At 63.0% G+C, this 26136-nt stretch carries 24 protein-coding genes; 15 read left to right on the plus strand and 9 right to left on the minus strand.

What is annotated here, in order from left to right:
• The 5 genes from IPF85_RS15420 to IPF85_RS15440 all read left to right on the plus strand — a co-directional run bounded on the left by IPF85_RS15420 (position 1) and on the right by IPF85_RS15440 (position 4273).
• The gene (locus IPF85_RS15420; RefSeq protein WP_343408965.1) at positions 1 to 513 is read left to right on the plus strand and encodes a protease complex subunit PrcB family protein; all 513 of its coding nucleotides are present in this window, start codon (positions 1 to 3) and stop codon (positions 511 to 513) included.
• 49 nt (positions 514 to 562) lie between these two features.
• The gene (locus IPF85_RS15425; RefSeq protein ID WP_343408966.1) at positions 563 to 1021 is read left to right on the plus strand and encodes a hypothetical protein; all 459 of its coding nucleotides are present in this window, start codon (positions 563 to 565) and stop codon (positions 1019 to 1021) included.
• Positions 1022 to 1099: 78 nt separating this feature from the next.
• Positions 1100 to 2038 (plus strand): hypothetical protein, encoded by a 939-nt coding sequence (locus tag IPF85_RS15430; protein WP_343408967.1) that lies wholly within the window; start codon positions 1100 to 1102, stop codon positions 2036 to 2038.
• A 330-nt stretch (positions 2039 to 2368) separates the two neighbouring features.
• Positions 2369 to 2797, plus strand: coding sequence for a CBS domain-containing protein (locus IPF85_RS15435; RefSeq protein WP_343408968.1), 429 nt, complete (start codon positions 2369 to 2371; stop codon positions 2795 to 2797).
• Between the two features lie 72 nt (positions 2798 to 2869).
• Complete coding sequence (locus IPF85_RS15440) at positions 2870 to 4273, plus strand: FAD-dependent oxidoreductase (protein ID WP_343408969.1); 1404 nt, start codon at positions 2870 to 2872, stop codon at positions 4271 to 4273.
• Between the two features lie 44 nt (positions 4274 to 4317).
• Here the strand turns inward: IPF85_RS15440 and IPF85_RS15445 are convergent, their stop codons facing one another.
• From IPF85_RS15445 to IPF85_RS15455, 3 genes are all read right to left on the minus strand, one after another.
• Positions 4318 to 5796, minus strand: a complete 1479-nt coding sequence (locus IPF85_RS15445; RefSeq protein ID WP_343408970.1) for an ATP-binding protein — start codon at positions 5794 to 5796, stop codon at positions 4318 to 4320.
• Between the two features lie 280 nt (positions 5797 to 6076).
• A complete protein-coding gene (locus tag IPF85_RS15450) occupies positions 6077 to 8470 on the minus strand; it encodes a hypothetical protein (RefSeq protein WP_343408971.1) in 2394 nt (797 codons plus the stop codon).
• Complete coding sequence (locus tag IPF85_RS15455; protein ID WP_343408972.1) at positions 8364 to 8885, minus strand: hypothetical protein; 522 nt, start codon at positions 8883 to 8885, stop codon at positions 8364 to 8366. The genes IPF85_RS15450 and IPF85_RS15455 overlap by 107 nt, the downstream gene beginning before the upstream one ends.
• Before the next feature lie 738 nt (positions 8886 to 9623).
• Here IPF85_RS15455 and IPF85_RS15460 point away from each other — a divergent pair.
• The 6 genes from IPF85_RS15460 (at position 9624) to IPF85_RS15485 (ending at position 15805) form a co-directional block, all read left to right on the plus strand.
• Positions 9624 to 10502, plus strand: a complete 879-nt coding sequence (locus IPF85_RS15460; RefSeq protein ID WP_343408973.1) for an ABC transporter ATP-binding protein — start codon at positions 9624 to 9626, stop codon at positions 10500 to 10502.
• Between the two features lie 296 nt (positions 10503 to 10798).
• A complete protein-coding gene (locus tag IPF85_RS15465; RefSeq protein ID WP_343408974.1) occupies positions 10799 to 12004 on the plus strand; it encodes a GNAT family protein in 1206 nt (401 codons plus the stop codon).
• Complete coding sequence (locus IPF85_RS15470; RefSeq protein ID WP_343408975.1) at positions 12001 to 12825, plus strand: ABC transporter permease; 825 nt, start codon at positions 12001 to 12003, stop codon at positions 12823 to 12825. The genes IPF85_RS15465 and IPF85_RS15470 overlap by 4 nt, the downstream gene beginning before the upstream one ends.
• A 28-nt stretch (positions 12826 to 12853) precedes the next feature.
• A complete protein-coding gene (gene rsgA / locus IPF85_RS15475) occupies positions 12854 to 13882 on the plus strand; it encodes a ribosome small subunit-dependent GTPase A (protein WP_343408976.1) in 1029 nt (342 codons plus the stop codon).
• A 3-nt stretch (positions 13883 to 13885) separates the two neighbouring features.
• Positions 13886 to 14836 (plus strand): GNAT family N-acetyltransferase, encoded by a 951-nt coding sequence (locus IPF85_RS15480; protein ID WP_343408977.1) that lies wholly within the window; start codon positions 13886 to 13888, stop codon positions 14834 to 14836.
• An 18-nt stretch (positions 14837 to 14854) separates the two neighbouring features.
• Positions 14855 to 15805 carry a GNAT family N-acetyltransferase gene (locus IPF85_RS15485; protein ID WP_343408978.1) on the plus strand — a complete coding sequence of 317 codons (951 nt, stop codon included), beginning with the start codon at positions 14855 to 14857 and terminating at the stop codon, positions 15803 to 15805.
• 131 nt (positions 15806 to 15936) lie between these two features.
• Here IPF85_RS15485 and IPF85_RS15490 read toward each other — a convergent pair whose 3' ends face one another.
• The 6 genes from IPF85_RS15490 to IPF85_RS15515 form a co-directional block, all read right to left on the minus strand.
• Positions 15937 to 16398, minus strand: a complete 462-nt coding sequence (locus tag IPF85_RS15490) for a Fur family transcriptional regulator (protein WP_343408979.1) — start codon at positions 16396 to 16398, stop codon at positions 15937 to 15939.
• A 136-nt stretch (positions 16399 to 16534) separates the two neighbouring features.
• Positions 16535 to 17572, minus strand: a complete 1038-nt coding sequence (locus IPF85_RS15495; protein WP_343408980.1) for an SIS domain-containing protein — start codon at positions 17570 to 17572, stop codon at positions 16535 to 16537.
• 160 nt (positions 17573 to 17732) lie between these two features.
• Positions 17733 to 18965 carry an N-acetylglucosamine-6-phosphate deacetylase gene (gene nagA / locus IPF85_RS15500; protein ID WP_343408981.1) on the minus strand — a complete coding sequence of 411 codons (1233 nt, stop codon included), beginning with the start codon at positions 18963 to 18965 and terminating at the stop codon, positions 17733 to 17735.
• Positions 18962 to 21559, minus strand: a complete 2598-nt coding sequence (locus tag IPF85_RS15505; protein ID WP_343408982.1) for an AAA family ATPase — start codon at positions 21557 to 21559, stop codon at positions 18962 to 18964. Before IPF85_RS15505 ends, nagA begins: the two co-directional genes overlap by 4 nt.
• Before the next feature lie 56 nt (positions 21560 to 21615).
• On the minus strand, positions 21616 to 21975 hold the full coding sequence (locus tag IPF85_RS15510) for a DUF86 domain-containing protein (protein WP_343408983.1): 360 nt from the start codon (positions 21973 to 21975) through the stop codon (positions 21616 to 21618).
• Complete coding sequence (locus tag IPF85_RS15515) at positions 21972 to 22352, minus strand: nucleotidyltransferase family protein (RefSeq protein WP_343408984.1); 381 nt, start codon at positions 22350 to 22352, stop codon at positions 21972 to 21974. The genes IPF85_RS15510 and IPF85_RS15515 overlap by 4 nt, the downstream gene beginning before the upstream one ends.
• A gap of 467 nt (positions 22353 to 22819) precedes the next feature.
• Between IPF85_RS15515 and cysK the strand changes: the two genes are divergently transcribed.
• The 4 genes from cysK (at position 22820) to IPF85_RS15535 (ending at position 26085) form a co-directional block, all read left to right on the plus strand.
• The gene (gene cysK, locus IPF85_RS15520; RefSeq protein WP_343408985.1) at positions 22820 to 23752 is read left to right on the plus strand and encodes a cysteine synthase A; all 933 of its coding nucleotides are present in this window, start codon (positions 22820 to 22822) and stop codon (positions 23750 to 23752) included.
• Between the two features lie 87 nt (positions 23753 to 23839).
• A complete protein-coding gene (gene cysE, locus IPF85_RS15525) occupies positions 23840 to 24538 on the plus strand; it encodes a serine O-acetyltransferase (RefSeq protein ID WP_343408986.1) in 699 nt (232 codons plus the stop codon).
• Positions 24539 to 24637: 99 nt separating this feature from the next.
• The gene (locus tag IPF85_RS15530; protein ID WP_343408987.1) at positions 24638 to 25147 is read left to right on the plus strand and encodes a YbaK/EbsC family protein; all 510 of its coding nucleotides are present in this window, start codon (positions 24638 to 24640) and stop codon (positions 25145 to 25147) included.
• Complete coding sequence (locus IPF85_RS15535) at positions 25144 to 26085, plus strand: glycosyltransferase family 1 protein (protein ID WP_343408988.1); 942 nt, start codon at positions 25144 to 25146, stop codon at positions 26083 to 26085. The genes IPF85_RS15530 and IPF85_RS15535 overlap by 4 nt, the downstream gene beginning before the upstream one ends.
• Positions 26086 to 26136 lie beyond the last annotated feature (51 nt).

A 26136-nucleotide genomic window follows, 5' to 3' on the forward strand; every position in this document is an offset into this window, starting at 1 on the left:
ATGAAGTACAAGACTATATCTATGCTTTGCCTTCTTTTTGCCTTGGCCGGGCTGAACGCCTGTCAACCTCAGGAAACCGATCTGTCTTTCGAGACTATCGAGCAGCGCGATGCTTCTGGCACCAGGCAAATTTACCAGGACAAGCAACCTGGCTTAATAGTTATTACCACGCTGGAAGAGGTGGCTAACCTAGACGCCCGGGTTACGCCCGAGGCCCAGGCACGACTACAGAGTCTGAATTACGATGCAGATTTCGTCCTTGCAGTGTTCCAGGGTTGGAAACCAACCGATGGTTACGATATTCAGGTCGAGCGTATCACTCACCTGAGAGACAAAGTCACCGTCTTCGTCCGGCTTCAAGAACCCCCACCTGATAGGAAGAAAAATGACATAGTAACCTCACCCTATCATTTGGTTCAGGTGCAGAAGGTGGGTACCTGGGATGGGGATGCCACGTTCAACGTAGTTGTAAACGGGACTGTAATTGCTTCGGTTTCGCACAATATTCCATAACGACAGTGTAAGGATGCGCAACGAATCCCTTTCTCGCAGAGTGTTCTCTATGGCTCTAGTGTTGGCGTTGGCCGTGCTGGCCGCCGTTCTCCTTGCTCAGTCCCCACTTGGTGTGGTTCTTGGGTCAGGGCTGTTTGATTCGCCACTTGCCACTCCTACCCCTGCGCGCTACGTGGGCGCCCCCCTGGCCGTGGGAACGACGCCTCGTTTCGAGATCGTCCAGGAGGGCGGGGTGTGGCATTACCGGGTGGATGGAACGGACGTGGCCGGGCTGCCGGCAGCGGCCACGACGCTGAACCTGACGAATCTGTACCCCCTCGCCCTGGGACGCGCCCGCAACACCTGCGACCAGGCAGGCACGACATTCCAGGAACTCGAGTTCAGGCAGGGAACGTGGGCCCCTTGGGGCAACGTGGTGCAGGAGACCGACAACCATCCCGGTTTCTACTTCTGTGCGGTGTCTGCCAACAAGTTCAAGATCAACCCCGATGCCATCTCCTGTCCGTAGGGGCGCACCCTTGCGGTCGCCCAGGCGGGCAGGTGCAAGGCCTGCCCGCTACTCGATGTCAGATACAAGGAGGATCTCATGATAACGTTGTGGAACAAGGACCTGCGGATCGTGCAGGTACGACATTGGATCACGGCCGCGACCGTGGCCGTGGGGCTGTGTACATTGCTGCTGCTGGTTGCATGTACGCCGCCCAGCTCACCCATGACAGGATCGTTAGCGATGGAGGGAAGACCCGCCCTGGGCGAACCTTTCATGCTGCGCCTGGAACTGCGCACCTCGATGGCCTTCACCGATGTGGCGGTGAGCTTCGTCTTGCCGGCGGGCGTCGAATTGCTGGACACACCCGGCGAATGGCGGATCGAGAACATGGAGGCAGACCAAACCTATGTCTTCACCGCAACTGCTCGAGTATTGGAAAATGGATACTACAAGATCGTAGGGCTTGGTCGCAAAGACACTCCCTATGGAAGTTCTTTCCCTGGTCCAGATGCCCTATACCTCCTGGTAGAAGGCGAAGACACCTGGGTCAGCCATGACCCGCCGCCCAATCATTGGGAGTCGGCGCACACAAGCGTCCCAGGAGGAGGACCGGGGCTTCAACCTGGGTTGATCCAGAACCGGCTGTATCTGTCGGGCACACTGGCCTTGAACCAACCGGTGACCGTGGTCTACGAAGTGACGCCGTTGGTGGATTTACAGGATGCAGCGGTTGGCATCGTGACTTCCATCGGTGGCCTGCAATCGAGCGAGCCGCGCGTAGAGGTAGAAGACACCGCCCTGGCGGCCGCCCTCAGATTCTCCAGTTATAGAGAGGGCGTGTATTACTGGTTCGGAACCATGAAAAGCCAGCAGACCTACTCGTTCTATCTGACCCTGGAAGCAACGGCCGGTGGACAAGGAGGTGTGCGAGCGGGCGTAGGCGAAACCGGGGTTGTTGACTCGGTATCACAGTCAATCATCGAAACAGGTCAATCCCTGGCCCTCAGTCTGTATTCGCCGTCATTGGCGCGCTGAGCGAGGCAGGTCGGAGATAGGATCAGGAAGTAGGACAGAGATCAGAGATCAGAGATCAGGAAGAGTCAGAATGTCCCGCACACTGCATTTTGCACTGATCACTTTGGACTTTGCAGGTCTCAATCTCCGGTCTCACTCTCCGGTCTCTGCACTCCATCACTTTCCACTCATCACTCTGCACTCATCACCGGTCTCCTCTCCGGTCTCAATCTCCACCGGTCTCCAATCCCCAATCTCCAATCCCCCCAAGTGGCAAAACTGCCCACAAAGTGATAGAATGAATGCTGTGACAGGCAGTGAGACGCAGGGCAGTGAAAGGAGCAGGTAACGATGAAAACCAGTCTGGTTCTGGCAAAAAAAGGGCCGAATGTGGCAACGATTCATCCCGAACTCACCATCAGGGACGCGATCGGGGTCCTGGCGATGCACAACATTGGGTCGCTGGTGGTGGTGGATGACAACCGCCGCCCGGTTGGCATTCTGGAAGAGCACGACATCATCCGCCGCGCGGCCAGCGATGAGGCCATTTTCGAGCGCCGCGTGGGCGAGGTGATGAAGAAGGACATGGTGATCGGTTCGCCGCATGATGATTTGCGCATGTTGGCGCACACGATGACCGAGACGCGCACCCGCCATGTGCCCATCCTGGAAGATGGCGAGTTGGTGGGCATCGTTTCCATTGGCGACATTCTGAAGGCCGAGCGCGACACGTACATGGGCGAGGTGGATCGCCTGCAAATCGAAATGATGGGCAGCTAGGCCTGAGACGCCGGTGTGCGCACAGGTCTGATGGCAATCATTCACCCAGAGTTCGAGGCAAAGGAGCATCGAATGACACAACCAGGTACAGCCGGCAATCCCCTACGCGTGGCCATCATCGGCGCTGGCCCGACCGGCTTCTACACCGCCGAGCATTTACTCAAGCAAACCAATCTCAGCGTTGAGATTGACCTGTTCGATCGCGTACCCACGCCCTTTGGCCTGGTGCGCGCAGGAGTGGCGCCCGACCACCTGAAGATCAAGACCGTGACCGCAGTCTTCGACAAGACCGCGACCCATCCGCATGTTCGTTTTTATGGCAACGTCGAGATCGGCAAGCATCTGACGGTGGACGAACTGAAGATGCACTACCATCAGATCGTTTATACCACCGGCGCGCAGACCGACCGCCGCATGGACATTCCGGGCGAGGATTTGGCCGGCAGCCACCCGGCCACCGACTTCGTGGCCTGGTACAACGGCCATCCTGACTACCGCGACCTGCAGTTCGACCTTTCACAGGAGGCGGCCGCGGTCGTGGGCATTGGCAACGTGGCGATTGATGTGGCCCGTATTTTATGCCGCACGCCTGATGAACTGCTCAAGTCGGACATTGCCGATTACGCGCTGGAGGCTTTGCGCCACAGCCGTGTGCGCACCGTTTACGTGTTGGGGCGCCGCGGCCCGGTGCAGGCCGCCTTCAGCAACCCGGAGATCAAAGAGGTTGGCGAGATGGCGGACGTAGATGTGATCGTGCCGCCCGCTGAGGTGACGCTGGATCCGTTGAGTCAGGCCGAGCTTGATCGCAACAACGACCGCACCCTGTTCAGGAAGGTCGAGATTTTGCAGGAGTATGGGCGACACGAGCCAACCGGCAAGTCACGCCGCCTGATCTTCCGCTTCCTGGTTTCGCCTACCGCGCTGGAAGGGGACGAGACCGGGCATGTCAAGATGATGCGCCTGGCACACAACAAGCTGGTGGCTACCGATACCGGCACACTGCGCCCGAAAGCGACCGGGGAGACCGAGGAGATTCCGGTTGGCCTGGTCTTTCGCTCGGTTGGCTACCGCGGGGTGCCGGTGCCGGGTGTGCCCTTCAAAGAAAGTTGGGGCGTGATCTTGAATCAAAAGGGACGTGTGTTGAACCCGGAAACGCAGCAGCCGCAGGTGGGCGAATACACCGCGGGCTGGATCAAGCGCGGCCCCAATGGCGTGATTGGCACCAACAAACCGGATGCGGTCGAAACGGTGATGTGTATGCTCGAGGATTTGGCGCACGGCCAGACCCTCACGCCGGCCCGGCCCGATGTCGCGGCCCTGGCTGACCTGGTCAAGGCGCGGCAGTCGAACTATTTCTCCTACGCGGACTGGCAGCGCCTGAACGAGATGGAATTGCGCCGCGGCCAGGAACAAGGTCGCCCGCGTGTGAAGTTCACCAGCGTGGCCGAGATGCTGGCCGCGCTGGGGCGAGCGTAACATAGGCTGTGCATGAATCCGGCGCCCCGCACGCCGGATTCATGCTACTCTGACCAGGCGGTCAGGTCGTCATCCACCTGCGTCAGATCGAGCAGGCGCATTCCGGCGCAGGTCCAATTTCTGCCTGCGGGCGGCCTGTCCTGAAGCTCTGCGGCGTATGCCTGCGCCGCGTCCGTCCAGCCGCTGCGCGAAAAGCCAACGAAAAACACTCTCCAACTCCCCTGCTCTGGCACTACCCGATCTGCCTTTTCCTCGACCAGTTCGGTCATCACCTTGCGCGACGCGGCTTCGAGCGTCCATTTCGATTCTCCCAGGATCAACGTCTTGTGCATGGTGTTGTTGCCGACCACATCCACCTGCACCGTGCGATTCCAGGCGCTGCCGACCTCATCGGGCATGAACGGCAGCACTCCGCGTGCGCCCGCGCGTAGCATCCACTCACGACACAATTCTTCCCAGGTGTAAGTACCGATAAAGTCAATCAGATGGCGGCTGATCTCGGCCAATGCCTGATCTTGAATTTTCAATGCGAACTGATGCTGCCGGGTCGCCAGGAAACGAAAGTAGAAACGCAGGTACGGGTCTGTGATGTGATGGCGTCCCGTGCGTGACGCAGTTGGTGCGGTGACCGACACGCGCCGTTCGACGAATCCCGCTTCGGCCAGCACACCCAGGTATTTGGGCGCCTGCACGTTTGGCAGACCGGTCAGGTCGGCAATCTCTTTGGGCGTGCGTGCGCCGTTGGCGATGGCAGTCAGGATTGCCGCGTAGTTGTGCAGATCGGAGACAAAATCGTGCAGGAGCAGGGCCGGCTCGGCCTGCATCAGGTTGTTGGGGGTCAGCAGTTGGGTTTTGATGTTCTGTGAGACTGACTGGTTCGGATCAATGCGTTCCCAGTAAGCAGGGATGCCGCCGAAGATGGCGTAGATCGCCACGCGGTCCACGGCGCTGTAACTCGGGAAATAGTCCCTGGTCAAGCCAAAGGGCAGAGGCTGCAGGTGAATCTGCATGGTTGCACGACCATACAGCGGCGCCTGGTAGGAAAGGAATTCGTGCTTCATCATGCCGAGATGCGAGCCAGAAAGGCACAGGAGCAAATCGGTTTTGCTGAGCACCTGATCCCAGAAATTTTGCAGCTGCCCGGCGATGCCCGGCGTCACTTCCAGCAAATAGGTGAATTCGTCAATGACCAGGAATAGACGGCCTGCACGCGTCAGATTGGCCGCTTCACGCCAGGCCTGCTCCCAGGTGCTGTACGTGAAATCGCTGCCGAACGGCACATTCGGATTGGCGAACTCATACACCACCTGGGAGAAGGAACGCAGTTGGGCCGCGGCCGAGGTGGGTGAGGCGACCCAGTAGAGGGCACGCGCGCCGCTGCGCTCAAGCCAGGTGGAGATGAGCGATGTCTTCCCCACGCGCCGCCGGCCGTAAAGCACCAGGAACCGCGGCCCGGCAGCCCGCCACTGCGCATCGAAAAGACCCAGTTCTTGCTCGCGGCCAACGAATCGGTTACCGATCATGTCTGTTTTCCGTGTGACAGATTATACTTTCAAGTATTATACTTGAAAGTATAATGATGGGAAAGCCTGGGGAACCGAGCACGACAATTGCAGCCCCAACCGTATTTTTCACCGCAAAGGAATCATAAATTGCGTTAGGCTTCGATGTATCGCCGCGCTCCTTGATTGGATGTGCGCCAAATCAGAAGACGTGCGCCTGTAACGCAAGCCAGAGGCTTGCGTTACAGACGCAGGGAAGTGTGCTCCGGCGCAGACAGCGTTGTCACGCCGGAGGCGTGACCTACGGTTTGGGGGAGGCTTCGGGCGGGGCGACCACTCCCAGGCAGTCCTGGTCCCACAGCGGCGTGACCTGGGTGATGTCGTAGATGGTGATCATGCCGTCGCCGTCATAATCGTAGGGCGGGCCGGCGGCTTGTCCCCACAAGCTGGAGATCAGCGCGACGTCCTCGACGCCAACGCCGGCCGGGGCGGTGAAGTCCGGGCAGATCGGGCCTAAGCTGGTGGCAAAGTTCAGTGCACCGTTGCCGGCGCCGTAACCCAACGCTTCGATGGAATAGGTCGTGCCGGCCTGCATGGCCACCTGCGTTTGCGACTGGTAGCCGCCGCCGGTGTCATCGTTGCATGCGGCCAGGCTGAGCGCGCCTCGGCTGCCGGTCCAGATGCCGAGCACGGTGTCGTAGTTGCTGGTTAGCGTGCTCGCCGTTAAAACGCGGCTGTAAGGCGACGTGATCGTGTACCAGACGCTGTGCGAACCCTGACCATTGAAGTAGTTACCGCAGGTGAACGACGGATCGTCGTCGGTGGTCGTGGCATTGCCCGTGTTTTCGTAGTCCACATAGGAGTCACCGGCCGCGAAGGCATAGTCGAAGTCGTCGTTCGGCGGCGGGAGCAGTGTGACAGACAGGTTTTGCAAGCCTCCATTGGTGTTGCCATACGACATGATTTCAATATAGTAGGTGGTGCCGCCGTAGAGCGTGACGTTCAATGACGAGGTCCAATTCCCGCCAGCGTCGTCGTCACAGCCCTGGCTGGTGAGGAAACCCCACGACCCGGTCCATGCCGCGACAACGGTATCGTAGTTGCTGCCGATCGTGTTGATGTTGTAGTTGCCGGTGATGGGCGGTGTGTAGCTGTACCAGTCGCTGCGCGATTGCCTGGGATACGAGCCCGACGCACACGTGGTCGGTGGGTCGTTGCCTTGTGTCGTCGCATTGATCGTATTCCACCCATTCCAAGCAAAGGGCACCGAGCCGATGCCCCACGCCGAAGCAAAATCGTCGTTGAAGGGGCCGCCGCGGTAGTTGATCGTGTTCTGGTAGAGGTCCATGATCGGCCCCCAGCTTACGTTGCTGTGCCCACGCACCAACCAGTGATACCAGAAGTCGGCCATCACGTTGTCGTTGGCGTTGTACGAGACGTCCCACAGATTCACAAAGGCGCCATCGGAATAGGTGTCATCGCCGTCGTTGTTGGCGTCGTAGATGTCCCACAGCGCGCCGGCGACGCGACCTTCAGGCCAGTCGCCGTTGTCCCATCCAAACGTTCCCCAGGTCGGGTATTCCAGGTCGAGACTGGCGCCGCTCGGCCAGTAGAACGTGGGGCTGTTGTTGACGGCCGACGTCAGGAACTCGGCCCAGCCTTCCGTCCAACCGCAGCCAGCGCTGAGGGCAGCCGGGATCGTGTGCGGATTGCAGTTCGGGTTGGGCGGCATGTAGTTGCCGTAGATGTTGTACATGACATTGTGTCCGTACTCATGCTTGGCGACCACGCCCAGGGGTGACAGTGGATCAACCCCCATCAGGTGAACGTTGCCGCCGGGGTTGTAGTAGGTGCCGTCGGTGCTGTCAATCTTCCATTGCACAGTGGTTGGGCCGGAAGTGCCCCCGCCACCGGTGAAATAGACAAAACGCCAGGTTTCGTTCAGGTCGCGCTGTGTCCAGTAGGCACGCTCGTAGTTGCTGCCGTTGAAGACAAACCAGGCGCCAATGTCATGCGTGCCGTCAGGGAAAACGACGACGCCGCTCTGCGTCGGAAAGGTGAAGCCGATGGCATTGGTAGTGCCATAGTCGGGGTTGACGACGGCCAGAATGTCGCCGTTGGGGTTGTAATTAGTCCAGGAGCGCAGCAGGGTGCGCACACCCACCCCACCGGGGTTGCTCACCGGCCCACACGCGTAATTGCCACTCAGGTCGGTGAAACAATAGGCCAGGTGCCCGCCGTTATCGCCGCGCACCAGCTCGACCAGCATCTCCAGCGCGCCGACGTAGTTGTCGTCCCGGTCGTAATAGGCCCAATTGCCGGTCACGGTCAAGGAGTTCGGAACCAGGGCCGCTTCTGGACTGACCGGCGCTGCGGGCAGGACTGGCGGCGCCGCGGGCGCTGCGGGCGGTGACTGTGGTTGATCTTTGGGATTTGGCGAAGGCGCCGGTGCAGCGGGTGCGGCGGGTGCGGCCGGCGGCGGCAAAGGGTTGTTGGCCGGCGGCGCCGCGACGATCCGATTGGGATCCGGATAGGATGCCGGCGTATCTGCCAGAAGGCGACCATCGCCCGCGCGCTGCAGGCCGCCGTTATGCACGCGTTCGCTCACCGGGATCGGCGCAAAGCCCGCCTTGATCTCGTCCGCGCTGACCGGAGAGATAGAGCGCGGCCAGGTCTCCCCAACTGTTCCTGGCATCCACCGTGTGCAGGGCGCGGCACAGAATGGCGGTATCGCCCGGCGCGGTGAAGACAACGGTGACTGCGATCTCAACCGGTTGATTGGCGGTCAGATCACCTTGCCAGGTCAGGCTACCCACGCTCCGCGTGACGTTACCGGGCAACTCAATCTGGGCCGTGGTTCCGGGGGCGTCCTGCGTGCTGGAAACCTGGCAGGTCAGTGTGGCCGGTTGACCGAGCGTGGCTGGCGCCTGGAGGAACAACCTGGCATGAATGGGCGTTTCTGGATCGCCGCCAGACGGCGCTGAAGAAATCACCCCTGTCGCGGCCGCGGCGGGAAGCGCCTGCCCGGCCGGAAGGGCCGTTATCAGCAAGGCGAAAACAAAGCAAATGGTGCAGACTCTGCGGGCCTGCAATGTGCGTACTGGAAACATAGTCGTACTCTCCTGAGATTCGAGATTCACGCAAAGCGATAATAAGCGGCCACGCTGCCATGAGTGGATAACTTTCTATCTCTTTTCGGCGGGTGCCTACCGTGGGCGCCCTTCGGTGGAAAGATGTTTCATGGGGGGGCTTATGCTACTGGGTGCAAACCGGGTGTTTGACATGGGGCGCGCAGCACGCATGCAACGGCATGACCCCGTCGCCAGCCTGTCTGACGACGGGGTCATGCCGCCCGTTACGCGCACGCTTCGTGAGAGGCAAGCGCAAGAACACGCATGCCCCACGAATTTTTCACCGTGTCCAGTTTGACAACCTGCGGGCGGTTATGCTAGAATCTCTCTTACGGTTCTGGAAAATAAAATCACCAATTTCCTGAACAGTCATCTTAACGAAAGGGGCAGTGTACGTTGATGAGTCGCATGACTATCGTCCGCACGATCGTTTATCGTGTCCGTATCACCGGTGACGGTGATGTTGCTCTGCGCGTTCGACGTGCGCCCTCTGTCAGGTTGACATAACACAAGATTCGTGTTAAGTACATCCAGGCCGTGGGCGAACGTCTCGCTCCACGGCTTTTTTGTTGGCTGATGCCCGCGCATCAGCGCGACCAGAGCCGTGGGGTCATCTCCACGGCTCTCTTATTGCCCGGTCGAGAGCGGCTTGTGGTTCAACAAAATGGTGCGGTGGAGGGGCTTAGGTGTGCGCCCTTGAGATACGAGGAGGAACTTATGAGTTTCGAACCAGCTTTACAGGTTGACGGCGCCCTGAAGACGTTTGGCAAACAAGGGTCCGGTTTTGCGCTCCCGTTCAGGAAACGTTCCAACGGCCAGGCCACAAGCAGCGGTGCAACCAACGGGCATCTCGATGGCAAATCGAAGCAGACGGTGGCGGTCAACCGAGTCAGCTTCAGTGTGCCGCGGGGAGAGATCTTTGGGGTGCTGGGGCCAAACGGCAGCGGCAAGTCCACCCTGATTCGCCTGATTGCCACGCTGCTCATCCCTGACGGCGGCCAGATCAATGTCTTTGGACATGATGTGGTCAAAGACCCGATGGCGGCGCAGCGCCTGCTCAACCGGGTCTCGGTGGAAGCCAGCTTCTTCAAGAAGCTTTCGCCGATGGAGAACCTGCTCTACGGTGCGCGGCTCTATGGCGTAGGAGCCAGTACTGCCCGCGCCCAGGCCAAGAGTATCCTGCTGCGCCTGGGCCTGGAGGAGAAGGCCATCTTCCAGCCGATGGAAGAGATGTCACGCGGTATGCAGCAGAAGGTCGCGATTGCACGGGCATTCCTGACGCACCCGATCCTGCTGCTGTTGGATGAGCCAACGACCGGCCTCGATCCCCGTTCGAAGCGTGAAGTGCAGGCCTTTGTGCGTGAACTGCGCGACACGCACGACGCCACGATCCTGTTGACGACGCACGATATGATGGAAGCGGATATCCTGTGTGATCGCATCGCCATCATTGACGGCGGCAACATCGTGGCGTTGGATACGCCGGCTAACCTCAAGCAGCGAATCCCGCAGACCAACGGTCATGTGCCGAGCCTGGAGGAAGTCTTCTTGCAGTTGACCGGCAAGAAGCTCGTGACGGAGGATCAAGTCGCATGATGCCCAACACGTTTTGTAGTGTTTGTCTGTCCACGGCGCCCTGTGAGGGGGATGTCATCATGAGACTGTGGGGGGCCTGCGCGACCGCGGTGCGACCGACTGATCGCGCAGGCCCAACGCCCTGGACTCCCCCCTGCGCTGAAGGGCAATCCCCGCGTTCGGCGTTGCTCGCTGCTCTGCATGGCGCCGCTGAGAGCCAAGCCGTCTGAGCGCCATGCGCGCCTGCTTGGCGGGATGGCAAACGTTGGGAAAGATACGAACAGACAGAGAACAGACAGAAAGGAAGACGATCAACCATGAATCAAGCGCTTTTTGATGGCGAACTGATTTACCTGGCCGTGCCGGACCCAGACAGGGATGCGGAGGTGGAGGCACGTTGGACACAGGATGCTGACTACATGCACCTGTTAGGCTCCGAGTCGGCCTATCCGCTGACGCCGGGGCAGATCAAGCAGCGGTACGAGGAGTCGCGCAAGCAAGGGGATCGCGAGTTTTGGTTCACGATCCACGCCCGCGCCGATGATCGGCTGATTGGTTTCAGCAAGCTCATCTGGATCGAGTGGTCGCAACAGAGCGCTGCCTTGCAGTTGGGCATCGGTGATGCCGCGGACCGCGGGCGCGGCTATGGTCGCGAAGCGTTGCGCCTGACGCTGCACTACGCGTTCAATGAGTTGAACCTGCAGCGGTTGGCGGCGATGGCGCCGGGGGACAATGTGGCTGCGCAGCGCCTGCTCACCCAAGCGGCCTTTAGCCTGGATGTGCGCCTGCGCGACGCGTTCAACCGCGGCGGCCGGCGTTACGATCGGTTGCACTACGGCATTTTGCAAGACGAGTGGCGCCGCGGACTGCCCGATGTCGGCGGGGTGGCGCGGATTGATGCGCCCGGCGCGGACATTCCCCGGCTGCCCGCGCTGCAGAGCACGCGTCTGTTCGAGGGCGATAAGGTGCGCTTAGGCCCCATTACCCCCGAAGTGGTCGCCCCCCTCTTCGCCGCCTGGTCACGCCAGGCCGAGTATCGGCGTCTGCTCGATGCGGACCCGGTGCGGCCCTGGCTGACCGGCGTGGTCAAGGAGGACCTGGTAAAGGATCAACTGCGCGACGCACAGCGCAGGTCGCTCGACGAATACTGGTTCATGATCTATCGTTTGGCTGACGACCGCCCGATCGGCTTCGTCAGCGTCAACGGCATCCAGTGGATGCATGGCACCGGCTGGGTGAGCATCGGCATCGGTGAAGCGGATTGTTGGGGGCAAGGTTACGGCAGCGATGCGATGCGCATCATGCAACGCTATGCGTTCACCGAGCTGAACTTGCAGCGTCTCACCCTGAGCGTGTTTGCCTACAACGCACGCGCCCGGCGGTCGTACGAAAAGACCGGGTTCGCGGTCGAGGGGATTGGTCGCGCCGCCCTCCTGCGTGAGGGCCGGCGCTGGGATGAAGTCTTCATGGGCATCCTGCGCGACGAGTGGCAGGCGACTGCACCTGGAGGAGGTATCACATGAGCACACTCGCTTTTGAAGTAAAGGCCAGTTATGCCTTTATCGAGCGCAATTTCTTTATTGTCAGACGCTACTGGGCCTGGGAATTGGTTTGGCTGGTCTATTCCATTGTCAATTCTCTGTCCGTAAGCTACATCGGCTTTGGCATGGAGAAGCTGGGCGGGCAAGGCATTGACAGCCACTTCCTGGTCGTCTACCTGGCGATCGGGACCCTGGTCTGGCGCTATCTCTCGTCGGTCTTCTACTGGGTCACCGACGTGGTCGGTATGGAGCGTTGGGAGGGCACGATCGAGTATACGTTGATGGCGCCGATTCGGCGCGTCACCCACATGCTCGGCCAGACCGCCTTCGCGGTGGTCTACAGCCTGTTTCACACGGCCGTCATCCTGGGTGCGACGCTGCTCTTCTTTGACATTCGCCTGGCCAACGCCAACCTGGCGGGCGCTGCGGTGATGTTGATGGCAGGCAGCCTCTCGTTCATCGGAATCAGCATTGTGGGCGCGGTGCTGCCGCTGCTCTTCCCGGAGCGCGGCTCGCAGATGACGCATGTCATCATCGCCTTGCTTCTGCTTGTCTCCGGTGTATACTACCCGGTGGATGTGCTGCCGGCCTGGCTGCAGGTGGCGTCGAAGTTCTCGCCGGCCACCTACGTGCTGGACGGCGTGCGCGCCACGTTGCTGGATGGCGCCGTCACCGGCAGCCTGTGGCCCTACATCTGGCCGCTGCTCGTCATCGGCCTGCTGACCATCCCCGCCGGCCTGCGCATCTTCCGCTGGGCCGAGCATTACGCCAAGCGCACCGGTAAGCTGCACCGCAATGGGTAACCCGATGCCCGTTGCTGAATGGAGTCCTATGCCAAAACCAAAAGCGCACACAGATCTGCGCCTCCCCCAGGACGCCTCGCCGCTCACCGGCGTCGTCTTCAAGAAAAAACTGGGCGCCTACTACCTGCAAGTAGACGATCAGATCGTCTCCTGCACGCTGTCGTCCAAGCTGCGTAAGCGCCTGGTCTACCCCACGGCCGATCGCTCGTCCCTGGGGCACCGCAGTGTGCAGGAGGTCAAGGATATTCGCGAACTCGACCCGGTCGCGGTCGGCGATGTGGTGCGCTTCGAGGATGCCGGCAACGGCAGAGGCATGATCGTCGAGGTGCTGCCGCGGCGCAACAAGTTCGTGCGCCCGGCGGCCGGCAGCAAGGAGCAGGCGCAGGTCATCGCGGCTAACCTGGACCAGGTGGTGATGATCTTCGCGGCCGCGCAGCCCCACCCCACCTGGCACCTGCTCGACCGCTACCTGATCGTGGCGGAGGCCGAAGGGTTACGGCCGCTCATTTGCATTACCAAGGCGGACTTGATGGAAACCGATACCCTGCTGGCCGATGTGGATGTCTACCGACGCCTGGGCTACCCGGTGGTGATTACCAGCGTGCGCCTGGGAACTGGCCTGGACGAGCTGGCCGCGGCGCTGCGCGACAAACTCTCGGTCTTCGTGGGCAAGTCGGGCGTGGGCAAAACCAGCCTGCTCAACGTGCTGCAGCCGGGCCTGGGCCTGCGCGTCAACGAGATCAGCGAGAGCACCGGCAAGGGACGCCACACGACGACACACTTGGAGATCTTCGACCTCGATCATGACAGCCGGGTGGTGGACACGCCAGGGGTCAAAGAGTTTGGCCTGTGGGGTCTGGATGAGTACGATGTGGAACTGGACTTTCTGTTCCCGGAGATGCGCCCGTTCCTGGGCCAGTGTCAATTCGGCAACAGTTGTGTTCACCTCAGCGAACCGGGCTGCGCGGTCAAGGCTGCGCTGAGTACCGGCGCCATCACCGAAGGACGTTATCGCAGTTATACGCTGATCATGAACGAAGCAGCGAGTCAGGATTGAATCATGAACAACCACGAGTTTCAACTGCGCCCCGTGCAGCCAAGCGATTTTCAGGCGGTGCTTGATCTCATCATCGCCTTCGATGTGGCCGTGCTCGGTGTTCCCGATACCACCGAAGACGATCTGCGTACCAACTGGCAACAACCCCGCTTCAACCCGGCAACCGATGCCTGGGTTGCCACGCTGGCCGATGGCCGCCTGGTGGGCTATGGCGAGGTTTGGTTGCGCGAACCACACAGCCGTCTCGATTCCGACATGTATGTGCATCCGGCCCTGGACGAGCCGGAACAGCAGGCGGTCGGCCTGGCCCTCTTCGATCGCGCCCAGGCCCGCGTGGCCGGGCATGTGGCGGCCGCGCCGCCGGGCGCGGCGATCAAGCTCAGGCAGGGGATCGTGCATGGCGAGGAGCCGTTCATGCAGCGCCTGCTGGAAACGAACGGTTTCGAGGTGGTGCGCCACTTCTGGCGTATGGAAATCGGTCTGACCGCGCCGCCGGCCCCGCCCGCCTGGCCGGCCAACATCACCCTGCGCCCCTTCGATCTTGCGGCCGATGCCCGCGCCGTACATGCGGCCGTCGAAGATGCGTTCGCAGATCACTGGGAACACGCCTACTCGCCTTTCGAGGAATGGGCCGCCTGGAACCTGGAGCGCAGCAACCTGGACCCCACGCTCTGGTTTCTGGCCCAGGATGGCGCCGAAATCGCGGGCGCGGCGCTCTGTTTTCCTGAACTTGATGGGGGCTGGGTGCGCCTTCTCTCGGTGCGACGCCCCTGGCGCCGCCTGGGATTGGGCCAGGCGCTCTTGCAGCAGGCATTCGGCGAGTTCTACCGCCGGGGCCGCCCCTGGGTGGGGCTGGGCGTGGACGCCAGCAATCCGACCGGCGCTACCCGGCTCTACGAACGCGCCGGCATGGCCGTTAGCAAACAGTTCGATCTCTATCAGAAGATGGTGTAACCGACCATGAGCCAAACAATGCCTTTTGTCATCCGCCCGTTTGTCGAGCCTGATTTCGAGGAGGCGCTGCGGGCCATGCAGGCCGCGGAGGAGGCCGACAGCACGCCGGAGCACACAACCGCGGCCGATCTGCGCTTTCACCTGGCGGACCCGGTCCGGCGACCGGAGGATCAATTCGTGGCCGTCATGCCAGGGGCGGGCGTGGTGGCCTTTGCCCTTGCCATGCAGCGCGACGGGAGCGAGGGCTACTTCTACCTGACCGACGGCGCGGTTCATCCGGCCTGGCGCCGCCGCGGGATTGGCCGCGCCTTGCTGCAGCAGCATTGGCAGCGGGTGCAGGCCGTTTCAGCCGGACTGAACCGCCCGGTGATCATGGCGGGCCGCGCGTTCTCCACGCAAACGGGCGTCGAGGCGCTGTTCAGCGGGTTTGGCATGACGCCGCTGCGCTACTTCTTCGAGATGCGGCGGTCGCTGGCCGAACCACTGCCGGCGCTGGAGCTGCCGGCCCATTTGACCCTGCGCACCTGGAGCGAACGACGGGCCGATGAGGCGATCTGGCGGGCGCTCAACGAAGCCTTTGCCGATCATTGGAACCATGCTGAGATGCCATTCGCGGAGTTCATGCACCGGCTGGCGCAGGGCCGGGCCAATGCGGATGCCAGTTTCGTGGTGTGGGACGGAGATGAGGTGGCAGGCGTCGCCATCAACGACATGGGGCCAGGGGCCGCGGCGCGGCGGGGAAATCAGCACGGCTGGATCAGTATGCTCTCGGTGCGCCGACCCTGGCGCCAGCAGGGCCTGGGCCGCGGCCTGCTCATCGCCTCCTTGCAGGCCGGCGCGGCGTTGGGCCATCCCGGCCTGGGGCTGCACGTTGATGCGGCCAATCTGACCGGCGCGGTGCGTCTGTACGAGGGGGTGGGTTTCCGGGTGACGGCCACACGCGCCATGTATCACAGGGCTTATCCCTGATGGCGGGCCGGCGGGAAGGGGGGGGGGGGGGGGGGGGCCCGCCCCCGGCGGGGCGGCGGGGGGCCAAATTGAGAAGATACGGCCGGCGATTGAAATCGCGCCTGATGCGCGCCGCGCCAACCGGCGCCGGTTCAGCCCTGACAGGCGTCGCACAGCCCTTCGAAGCAGACGCAGGCGTGCGTCACCCTTAGCCCGTGGCGCTCGCCCACCGCGCGGCTGACCTCCGCAATCAGCGGGGTGCTGAACTCGATCACGCGGCCGCAGTTGGTGCAGGTGAAGTGATAGTGCTCGCTGCGCCGGGTTGGCTCGTAGTATTCTTTGCTGTGAGCACGCGCAAAATAGCGTTGTTCTACCAACCCCAGTTTCTTGAATACCGCCAACGTGCGGTAAACCGTGGCCAGGCTGATGGAGGCATCCTCCGCGCTGGCGCGCTGGTACAACGACTCGGCATCCATGTGCTCGTTGGCCTCTTCGAGCAGGCGCAACAAGAGCACCCGCTGCGGCGTCACCCGATGACCGGCCACGCGCAACTGCTCTGCGGGTGAGAGCCGCGATGGCGGCAGTGGCAGCAATGCAATTCGCTCGAGCTGCATGATGAACTCCTCGTCTGGAAACTCTGCAGGCAACCGCCGCCGGCCGCCGCCGCCGAATGAATTCGGGGCGAAGGGGCGTCCCGCCGCAAGGTCGGCCTGACGCCGACCGGCCGCCGCTCCCCCGGGCGGTGGTTTCTTAGCGCGTTTCCGTGATTTTATGGATGCTGCGCGGCTGTTCGGTATCGAATCCCTTGCCGCGCGTCAGGTGATAGCAAAAGAGCTGCGCCGGCACGATGCTGACCAAGGGGCTGAGCCATTCGGGGATGCCCGCCGGCAGGCTGACCGGCGCCTGCGCCAGGGCCAGGCTGGACGCTTGATCCGACAGCACCATCAAATCGGCCTGCTGCTGGCGGCGCAGGTAGGTGATGAATTCCAGCAGCGACGCGGCCATGCGACCGCTGGGCGCCACCGCCAGCACCGGAAAGCCCGGCTCGATCATCGCCATCGGCCCGTGCTGAAAATCGGCCGCCGAATAAGGCTCCGCCTGCACGTAGGTCAACTCCTTGAGCTTCAATGACCATTCGAACGCGGTGGCGTAGTTATAGCCGCGGCCGATCACCACGCACTGCTGCAAGAAACGATAGCGCCGCGCCAGATCACGCAGCGTCTCATCCTGCTGCAAAACCGTTTCTATCCAGCTCGGAACCGCCCTCAGCTCCTGCCAGGCGGCCGCATCATCGCTCAGCGCGGCCGACAGCATGGCGATGCTCATCAGCTCGGCGGTGTAGGTCTTGGTCGCGGCCACCGCGTGCTCTGGCCCGGCCTGGATGTCGAGCACGAAATCGGCCGTCTGCGCCAGCGGCGACGCCGGCGCGTTGGTGATTGCCAGCGTCAGGCAGCCCTGCCGCCGCCCTTCCGTCAGCACCTGCACGATGTCGGGCGACTGGCCCGATTGCGACACGCCAACGACCAGGGCATCACGCAGACGCGGCGGCTGCTGGTAAAAGGTGAACAGCGAGGGCGCGGCCAGGGCCAGCGGCAACCCGTTGCGTGCGCCCCACAGATACATCGCATAGCGCCCGGCGTTATCTGACGTGCCGCGGGCGGCCAGAAAGGCAAAGCGCACATCCCTGTCGCGAATGGCGGCCGCGATCCGTTCGACCTGGCCGCGCTGCCCGGTCAACATCTCCGCCAGGCGCTGCGGCTGCTCGCAAATCTCACTGTGCAGGCTCATACGTGCCTCCGTGCCAGAGTGCCAGAGCGATTGAAATCGCGCCTAAAGGGCGTGCCGCCGGGCGTCCACCTGCGTGGACGCGATGCTGGTCGGCGCAGGCCGACCTTGCGGCGGAACGCCCCTTCGCCCCGAATTCATTCGGCGGCCCTTCGCCCCGAATTCATTCGGCGGCCTTGAAAATTTCACCACCGACGATGGTCATGACCACCTCGCCCTGTGGCGTGACCAGGGTCAGGTCGGCCGCGGCGCCCGCTCGAATGCTCCCCAGGGCGCCGGGCAGACCGGCCGCGGCGCTCGCCTCCGGCCTGTCCAAGCCAAGCAGCCGGGCCGGCGTGCTGGTGATGGTGGGCAGCGCCTCGTGCAGCGAGCATCCGCAGAAGGCCGCCAGGTTGCGCAGGGCCGCATCCAGGGCGAGGACGCTGCCGGCCAGGGTGCCATCGGCCAGGCGCGCCGTCTGCTGCGCGACCGTGACCTCGTAACCGCCCAGGTGATAGACGCCGTCCGGCATACCCAGGGCCGCCATGGCATCGGTGACCAGGGCCAGATCCTGGCTGCCTTTGCACTGCCAGGCCAGGCGCACCAGGGCCGGATGCACATGGATGCCATCAGCGATCAGGCCGGTCACAACACCCGCGGTGGTCAACAGGGCGCCGGCCAGGCCAGGCGCGCGCGATTGCAGGGTGGGCATGGCGTTGAAGAGATGGGTGCCCATGTTGACGCCGGCCTGGAAGCCAGCCTGCGCCTCGTCGAAGCTGGCCAGCGAATGGCCGGCGCTGACGACGATCCCGCGGTCGCGCAGCGCCGCGGTGACCGCCAGTGCGCCCGGCAGTTCGGGCGCCAGCGTCACCAGGCGCACCCCGTTGGTCGGTGTCCAACCGGCGATGGCGTCCAGGCTGGGCTGGCGCATGAACGCGGGATCATGCGCGCCTTTCTTGCCCGGATTCAGGAACGGCCCTTCCAGGTGAAGTCCGAGTGGCCGCGCCCCGCGCCAACCGGACGGCGGCCCGGCGCGCCAGACCGCCAGCGCGTGGGTCACGACCTCCGGCGCCGCGGTGATGATGGTGGGCAGGAAGGCGGTCACACCATGGGTCGGCAGCCGGGCGGCCACCGTCCACAGGGAAGAGGGGTCGTGCGTAAAGTCATGGCCGCAGCCGCCGTTGCACTGCAGGTCCAGCCAGCCGGGGGTTGCTATCAGGCCCTCGGCCGCAATGCATGTGGCGTTGGCCGGCGGCGGCAGTTCAGCGGTTGGCGCCAGCGCGGTGATGCGACCGCCTTGCAGCCAGACGCTGTGGTCGTCGAGCCGCAGCCACGGGGTCATGACCGTCGCGTGTTCGATGACGAGTAGCGATTGAAATCGCGCCTGATGGCGGGGTTCGTCATCCGCGCGATTCATGGGGTCATCGCCCAGGGCGGTCGCGGTTGGTGGCGCCGCCGCGCGGTCGTTTGCGGCCGCGGCGGTTCCGGTTCATCCGTTGGCAGCTCAGGCTCGTGCGGAGGTTGTTTTTCCGGCTCGCGCGCCGATTTCGAATGGCCCTCTTTGGCCGGCGGGCGTCCAAAGCGCTGCAACTGCTCGGCCAACTGGCGCAGGCGACGGTCCACACGGCCATTGATGGTGTCTGGCGGGTAGGCGCCCTCGGCCCCGCGCTCACCGGCGGGTACGTCAGTCAGCAGCTCGATCGCCTCATCCAGGGTGCGCACCGGGTAGATGTGGAATTGCCCGGCGGCCACCGCTGCCACCACATCTTCTTTGAGCATCAGGTTCGATACGTTGCTGGCGGGGATGACCACGCCCTGCTCGCCGCTGAGACCGGGAGGCATCGCCTTGCAGGCTTCGAAAAAGCCCTCGATCTTGTCACTGACCCCGCCGATGGCCTGGATTTCGCCGTGCTGGTTGATCGAGCCGGTGACAGCCAGGGACTGTTTGATCGGCGCGTCGGCCAGGCTGGAGAGCAGCGCAATCAACTCGGCCGCGGAGGCGCTGTCGCCATCAATGCTGTCATAGGCCTGCTCGAAGGTGATGCTGGCGTTGAGGCTCAGCGGTTTGTCCTGCGCATAGCGGCCGCCCAACAGCCCTGTGATGATGAGCGTGCCCTTGTCGTGAATGCGGCCGCTGAGCCGCGCCTCACGTTCGATGCTCACAATGCCCGACCGCCCCTCATAGGTGCGTGCGGTGATGCGGCTGGGCCGCCCAAAACTGTAATCGCCCAACTGCAGCACGGCCAGGCCGTTGATCTGCCCGACAATGGCGCCCTGCGTGGCGATCATGATCTTGCCGTCGGCGATCATCTCGCGCAGGCGTTCTTCGAACTGGTTGGAGCGATAGACCCGCTCGTCAATCGCCTTATCCACATCGGCGGCCGTCACCAGGGTGTGACCGGCGCGCTGCGCCCAGAAGGCCGCTTCGCGCACAATGTCGGTCACATGCGCAAAGCGGGTGGTGAGCTTGCGCTGATCCTCCACCAGGCGGCCACTGTACTCCATCACCTTTGCCACCCCGCTGATGTCGAAGTGCGGCAGATGTTCTTCCTCGCAGCGGCTGCGGATGAATTGGGCGATCTTCTGCTCGTTCTCCGCGGTCCACGCCATTTCCACGGCAAAATCGGCGCGCACCTTGAACAGTTTCTCGAACTGCTCATCGTACTCGTACAGCAGGTAATACGTGGAGGGGTCGCCGATGAGCACCACTTTGACATCCAACGGAATCGGTTCGGGCGCCAGGCTGGCGGTCGCCAGGACGCCCATCTGCTGGCCCATCTCTTCGATGCGGATGCACTGATTGCGCAGCGCCTGCTTGAGCGCCTCCCAGGCCAGCGGTTGGCGCAGCAGACTGCGCGCATCGAGCACCAGGTAGCCGCCGTTGGCCCGATGCAACGCCCCAGCCTTGATATGGCGAAAATCGGTGACCAGCGTGCCATATTCGGCCCGCATCTCCACGCGGCCGATCAGGTTGAGATACGTGGGGTTGGTCTCCAGGACGACCGGCGCGTTGGTGAGCGCGCTGTTATCCACGATGACATTCAGGCGGTAGCGATCATACGGCGACCCGGCGGCCGGGCGAAACCAGAGCGAGGGCTGGGCGCTTTCGCCCTCTGCGCCGCCCTGCGCGCCCTCCGACTCTTCTTCTGCCTCAGCCGGGCGCCTGAGGTCGTCGGTGTGCTCACTGATGTGGGTATGGACGCTGCTCAGGAATTCGGTGATATCGGGCCAGTCCGCGTAGGCGGCCTCGACGCGGTCGAACAGCGGCTTGGTGGTCACTGCTGCAATCTCGCGGTCCAGGTTGGTCAGGCGCACCTCTGCCTCGTCGTTGATTTCGCGCACCTGGCGCATCGTGCGCTCCAGGGCATCCTGGATTATCGGTTCGCGTGTGTGAAAGACCTGCTTCTCTTCCTCGCTCAGGGCTTCGAACTGCTCCTGCGACATCGCCTGGCCGTCTTTGAGCGGTGAAACCATCAACCCCATGGGCAGGCGTACTAGCACGAATCCTTGCTCGCGCGCGAACTGATCGAGCTGGCGCAGGCGGTCGGCCCGCTGTTGGTCCAACTGATGCACCAGGGCGCCGCGGTGTTCCGCGTACTGTTCGCTGGTGAAGGCCTTGCTCAGCGTTTCGGCCACTTGGTTGAGAAGCTGGTCAACCTCAGCGCGCACACCGGCGCCGCCGCGCGGGGGCAAACGCAGGGCGTGAGGACGGTCTGGGTCGTTGAAGTTGTGAACGTAGCCCCAATCGTGGGGTACAGGCCGTGTTTGGGCTTTGCGCTGCAAAAATCCGGTGATGATCGTGGTCTTGCCCGCGCCCACCGGCCCCATGGCAAAGATGTTGTAGCCCTGGTAAGGGATTTCGATGCCGAACTCGATCGCGCGGGTGGCGCGTTCCTGGCCGATGATCTCGTTGAGCTCAGGCGCGTCCGCCGTGGTGGCGAACGGCAGGCTGGTCAATTGCATTCGACGGCGCAACTGCGCGGCGGTCAGCTCTGTAATCGGCTGAATCATACATCAATCTCCTACATTCATCCGGCGGGTGGTCTGTGCGACAACTCTTCGCTGTTCTATCCAGCAGTCCGCTGTTCCGCCAAAGCCGCCCTCATGACATCGGGCAAAATTGTCGGAATAAGCATGCTGGCGGTCTCCCATACAATCTCCGGATCTACTCCGAAATAACCGTGTATGAGTCTGTCTCGCATGCCTGCCATCCGCTTCCATGGCACTTCTGGATAACGATTGACAATTTCTGCGGGAACCTGTTTGGTTGCCTCACCAATAACCTCAAGCGCGCGGATTACAGCAAACAAGGTCTTGTCGTCCATGACGAACTGATCCAGAGTCATGTCCGCAATGAACTCCCCAATCTTCTGCATGGCAGAAATGATGTCTGTCAGATAATCCGTGTAATTACGTGGAGCAGTCATACCGGAACAACCTCCGCCAGGATTCGTCTCCCGATCTCGCCCCTGAGTGATCTGCGAGTCACAAGGTCTATTGGGATACCCAATAAATTGGACAAATCATCTTCCAGGTCCATCATCTGAAAAAGATTCGGCGTTTGCGAGAACTCGACCAGAATGTCCAGGTCGCTTTGGGTGTTCGCTTGCCCGAATGCATATGAGCCAAATATCCCGATGGATGACACGTGGTAATGTTGCGCCAATCTCACCCGATGCGCCTGCAAGAGAGCGCGAATCTGCGCTACGGACCGGGCGCCTGGTCTGCTGTTGCCGTTGGCGTGTCTCGCCGTCATGGGTGGGGCTGCAGTCTCGGTTTGGATGGTTTGGGATACCGCTGACATCGGATGCCTAATCTCCTACCCTATCTGAACGATCATTTCGACTCATGTCTCATTGTAACACGAACAGGCATACCAGAGAAAATCGTCCTCTGTATCGGACGGCCGTCAGCCGTCAAGACGATTTGACAAATCAGCCATGCTTGGTTACACTTTGCCCCATGTTCACGCGAACGTCCAAGCCGCATTTTCTGTTTTGGTTCTCCACTTGCTCGTGTTGCAAGCGGGCGTGTACCGGTCTCGGCCGGGCACCCCGCTATTATTGCGTGCGAGCGATGAGTCGTGAGGCGCAGAGACGGCGCTGACATTTCAATTCATGACACGATTCGCTTGACGGACTGACGCCCTTCTGGGGCGGCGACCCGTCTGGCGACGAAAAAGGACTCATCCGCACGGCCTGGCGCCGGGATGAGTCCTTTTTATTTCCAAGCCTGTTTTTCAGAAACTTCCAAGCCAGAGGAGATCGAACGATGTCGAACATTGCCAACAACGTAACCGATTTGATCGGGAACACCCCCCTGCTGCGCCTGCACCGGGTGACGGGCGGCGCGGCGGCCGAAGTGCTGGTCAAGCTGGAGTTCTTCAGCCCCGGCGCCAGCGTCAAAGACCGCATCGCCAAGAGCATGATCGCCGCGGCGGAAAAGGCCGGCAAGATCGGCCCGGACACCATCCTGGTGGAGCCGACCAGCGGCAACACCGGCATCGGCCTGGCGCTGGTGGCCGCGGCCAAAGGCTACAAGTGCCTGTTGGTGATGCCGGACACGATGAGTATCGAACGGCGCAAGCTGTTGCGCGCGTTTGGCGCGGAGCTGATCCTGACCCCGGGCGCGGAGGGGATGCCCGGCGCGATCCGCAAGGCGCAGGAAATCCTGGATTCTAACCCACGCTACCTGATGCTGCAGCAGTTCGACAACCCCGCCAACCCGGAGGTTCACCGGCTGACCACGGCCGAGGAGATCTGGCGCGACACCGACGGTCAGTTGGACATCTTCGTCTCCGGCGTCGGCACCGGCGGCACATTGACCGGCGTGGGCCAGGCGCTCAAGCCGCGCTTGCCGCATCTGCGCATCGTGGCGGTCGAGCCAGACGCCTCCCCGGTCCTCTCCGGCGGCAAGGCCGGCAGTCACAAGATTCAGGGCATCGGCGCCGGCTTCGTGCCCAGTGTGCTGCAGACCGACCTGATTGATGAGATCGTGCGCGTGACCAATGACGAAGCGATTGCGATGGCACGCCGCCTGCCGCAGGAAGAAGGGCTGCTCGTCGGCATCAGCTCGGGCGCGGCTGTGCATGCCGCGGTCAGCCTGGCGCAGCGCCCGGAAAACGCCGGCAAGCGCATCCTGGCCGTGGTCGCCTCCTACGGCGAGCGCTATCTCAGCTCGGTGCTGTATGCCGACCTGCAGTAACGCGGCCTCTCCTCAACCCCCGGCCCCTTCTCCTCTCCGCGGTGCGGAGAGGAGAAGGGGGGTAGGGGGGGGATGAGGAAAAAGAACATGCTCGAAACACTTCGTCAGGACATTCAGGTGATCTTTGCCCGTGACCCGGCCGCGCGCAGCGTGACCGAAGTGGTGCTGTTCTACCCCGGGCTGCATGCGGTGTGGCTGCATCGCGTGGCGCACTGGCTCTGGCAGCGCAAGCGTCGGCTGCTGGCCCGCGGGGTCAGCCACGTGGCGCGCGCGGTAACCGGCATCGAGATTCACCCGGGCGCGCAGATCGGCCCGGGCTTCTTCATTGACCACGGCATGGGCACCGTCATCGGCGAAACGGCCGAGATCGGCGCCCATGTCACCCTCTACCACAACGTCACCCTGGGCGGCGTGAGCTGGGAGAAGATCAAACGCCATCCCACCCTGGAGGATCACGTGGTGGTCGGCGCCGGCGCGCAAATCCTGGGGCCAATTCGCATCGGCGCGCACAGCCGCGTCGGCGCTAACGCGGTCGTCGTCAAGGATGTGCCGCCCGGCTCCGTGGTTTCCGGCGTGCCCGGACGCGTGCGCGGGCGTAACGGCGACCCCCTGCCCGAACCCGCGCACGAGGACCTGCAGCACAACCGCCTGCCCGACCCGACCATGGAACTGCTGCGTGAGCTGGCCGCCCGTGTCGTGACCCTGGAAGGCGTGGTGCAGGTGCTGCGCCTGGAGGACGACCGCCGCATGGCCGATGCCTGGGTCGAAAGTGGCGCGCACATCTGAAGTCTGATAGACTTCCGCAGTCGCGCAAACTTCGGAAGTCTCACCTTGCAGACTGTGCAGGCCGCAAACGCATACTTCGGAGGTCTTGGATCTGGTCCTATGATTCACCCGTATCTTACACCGCTCGACTTGGCCGCGTTCATCCGGGACGCGGGCCTGGCCGCTGAGTTGATTCCCATGGCCGTGGATACACCCACCGTGCCGGCCGCGGCCGCCGCGCTGGGCGTCGCAGCCGGCCAGATCATCAAATCGCTCTTGTTCGAGGTGCAGGGCGCGGCGTGGCTGGTCATTGCCAGCGGGGATGACCTGGTGGACCGCCGCGCGCTGGCCGCGCACTTCGGCGTGGGCAAGAAGCAGATCAAGCTGGCAGAAGCGGCCACGGTGCTGCGCGTCCTGGGCTATCCGGTCGGCGGGGTGCCGCCCTTCGGCCACATCAGCCGCGTGCCGGTTCTGCTCGACCGCGCGGTGGCGCGCTGGGATGTGGTTTACGGCGGCGGCGGCGACGACCGCACCATGCTGCGCCTGACGCCGGCTGAGCTGCAGGCCGTGACCGGCGCAACCTGGATTGACCTGGCCGCAGACCCGGCCCTTGCGCCGGCCGCGCCATGAGCAGCGCAGGTGACGGGCAAATCGGCCCGGCGCGCGTGCTGCTCAATGCCTGGTTTTGGGGCCAGGAAACGACCGGCAGCGGGCAGTATGTGCAGCAGTTGGCGCAGCAGCTTCCCCAGGTCGCGCCGGCTGCCGCCTGGGGATTGGCCGCGCCGCGGCCGCTGACCGCGCCGCCCGGCTGGCAGGTGATCGTGGCCGCGCCGCCGTCCTGGTTGCGCGGCGAAAATTTAGCCAAGCTCTGGTTCGAGCAGATCGGCTTTCCCCGCGCGTGCCGTCAATGGCAGGCGACGCTGGCGCACGTGCCCTACTGGGCCGCGCCGCTGTGGACGCCGTGCCCGCTAGTTGTCACCATCCATGATCTGATCCCACTGCGGCTGCCGGCCTACCGCGGCGGCCCGCGGCAGCGGCTCTACACCTGGCTGGTCAGCCGCAGCGCGCGCCGCGCCCGCCTGGTGCTGACCGATTCACAGGCCTCGCGACAGGACATCATCGAACACCTGCACATCCCGCCGGCGCGCGTGCGCGTGACCTACCTGGCGCCCGGCGCGGACTTCCGGCGCATCAGCGACTCGGCCCGGCTGGCTGCGGTGCGCGCCCGCTACGGGCTGCCCTTGCGCTTCGTGCTCTACATGGGCGGCTTCGACACGCGCAAGAACGTCGGCGCAGTGCTGGCCGCGTTTGCCCAGGCGCTGCCCGCGCTGCCCGCCGACGTGATGCTGGTGATTGCGGGGCGCTTGCCGGCGCATGACAGCGCGTTTACGCCCGACCCGCGACCGCTGGCCGCCCGGCTGGGGATCGCGGGCCGCGTCATCTTCACCGGCTGGGTGGATGAAGCCGACAAACCGGCGCTCTACAGCCTGGCCGAGGTGTTCGTCTTTCCATCGCTCTACGAAGGCTTCGGCCTGCCCGTGCTGGAGGCGCTGGCCTGCGCCGGGTGATCCATCTCGTCCACCGTTAATTTTGACGCAGACTCCTCGCCCCTGCCCATC

This window comes from Candidatus Amarolinea dominans (assembly GCF_016704685.1).
GTDB lineage: Bacteria > Chloroflexota > Anaerolineae > SSC4 > Amarolineaceae > Amarolinea > Amarolinea dominans.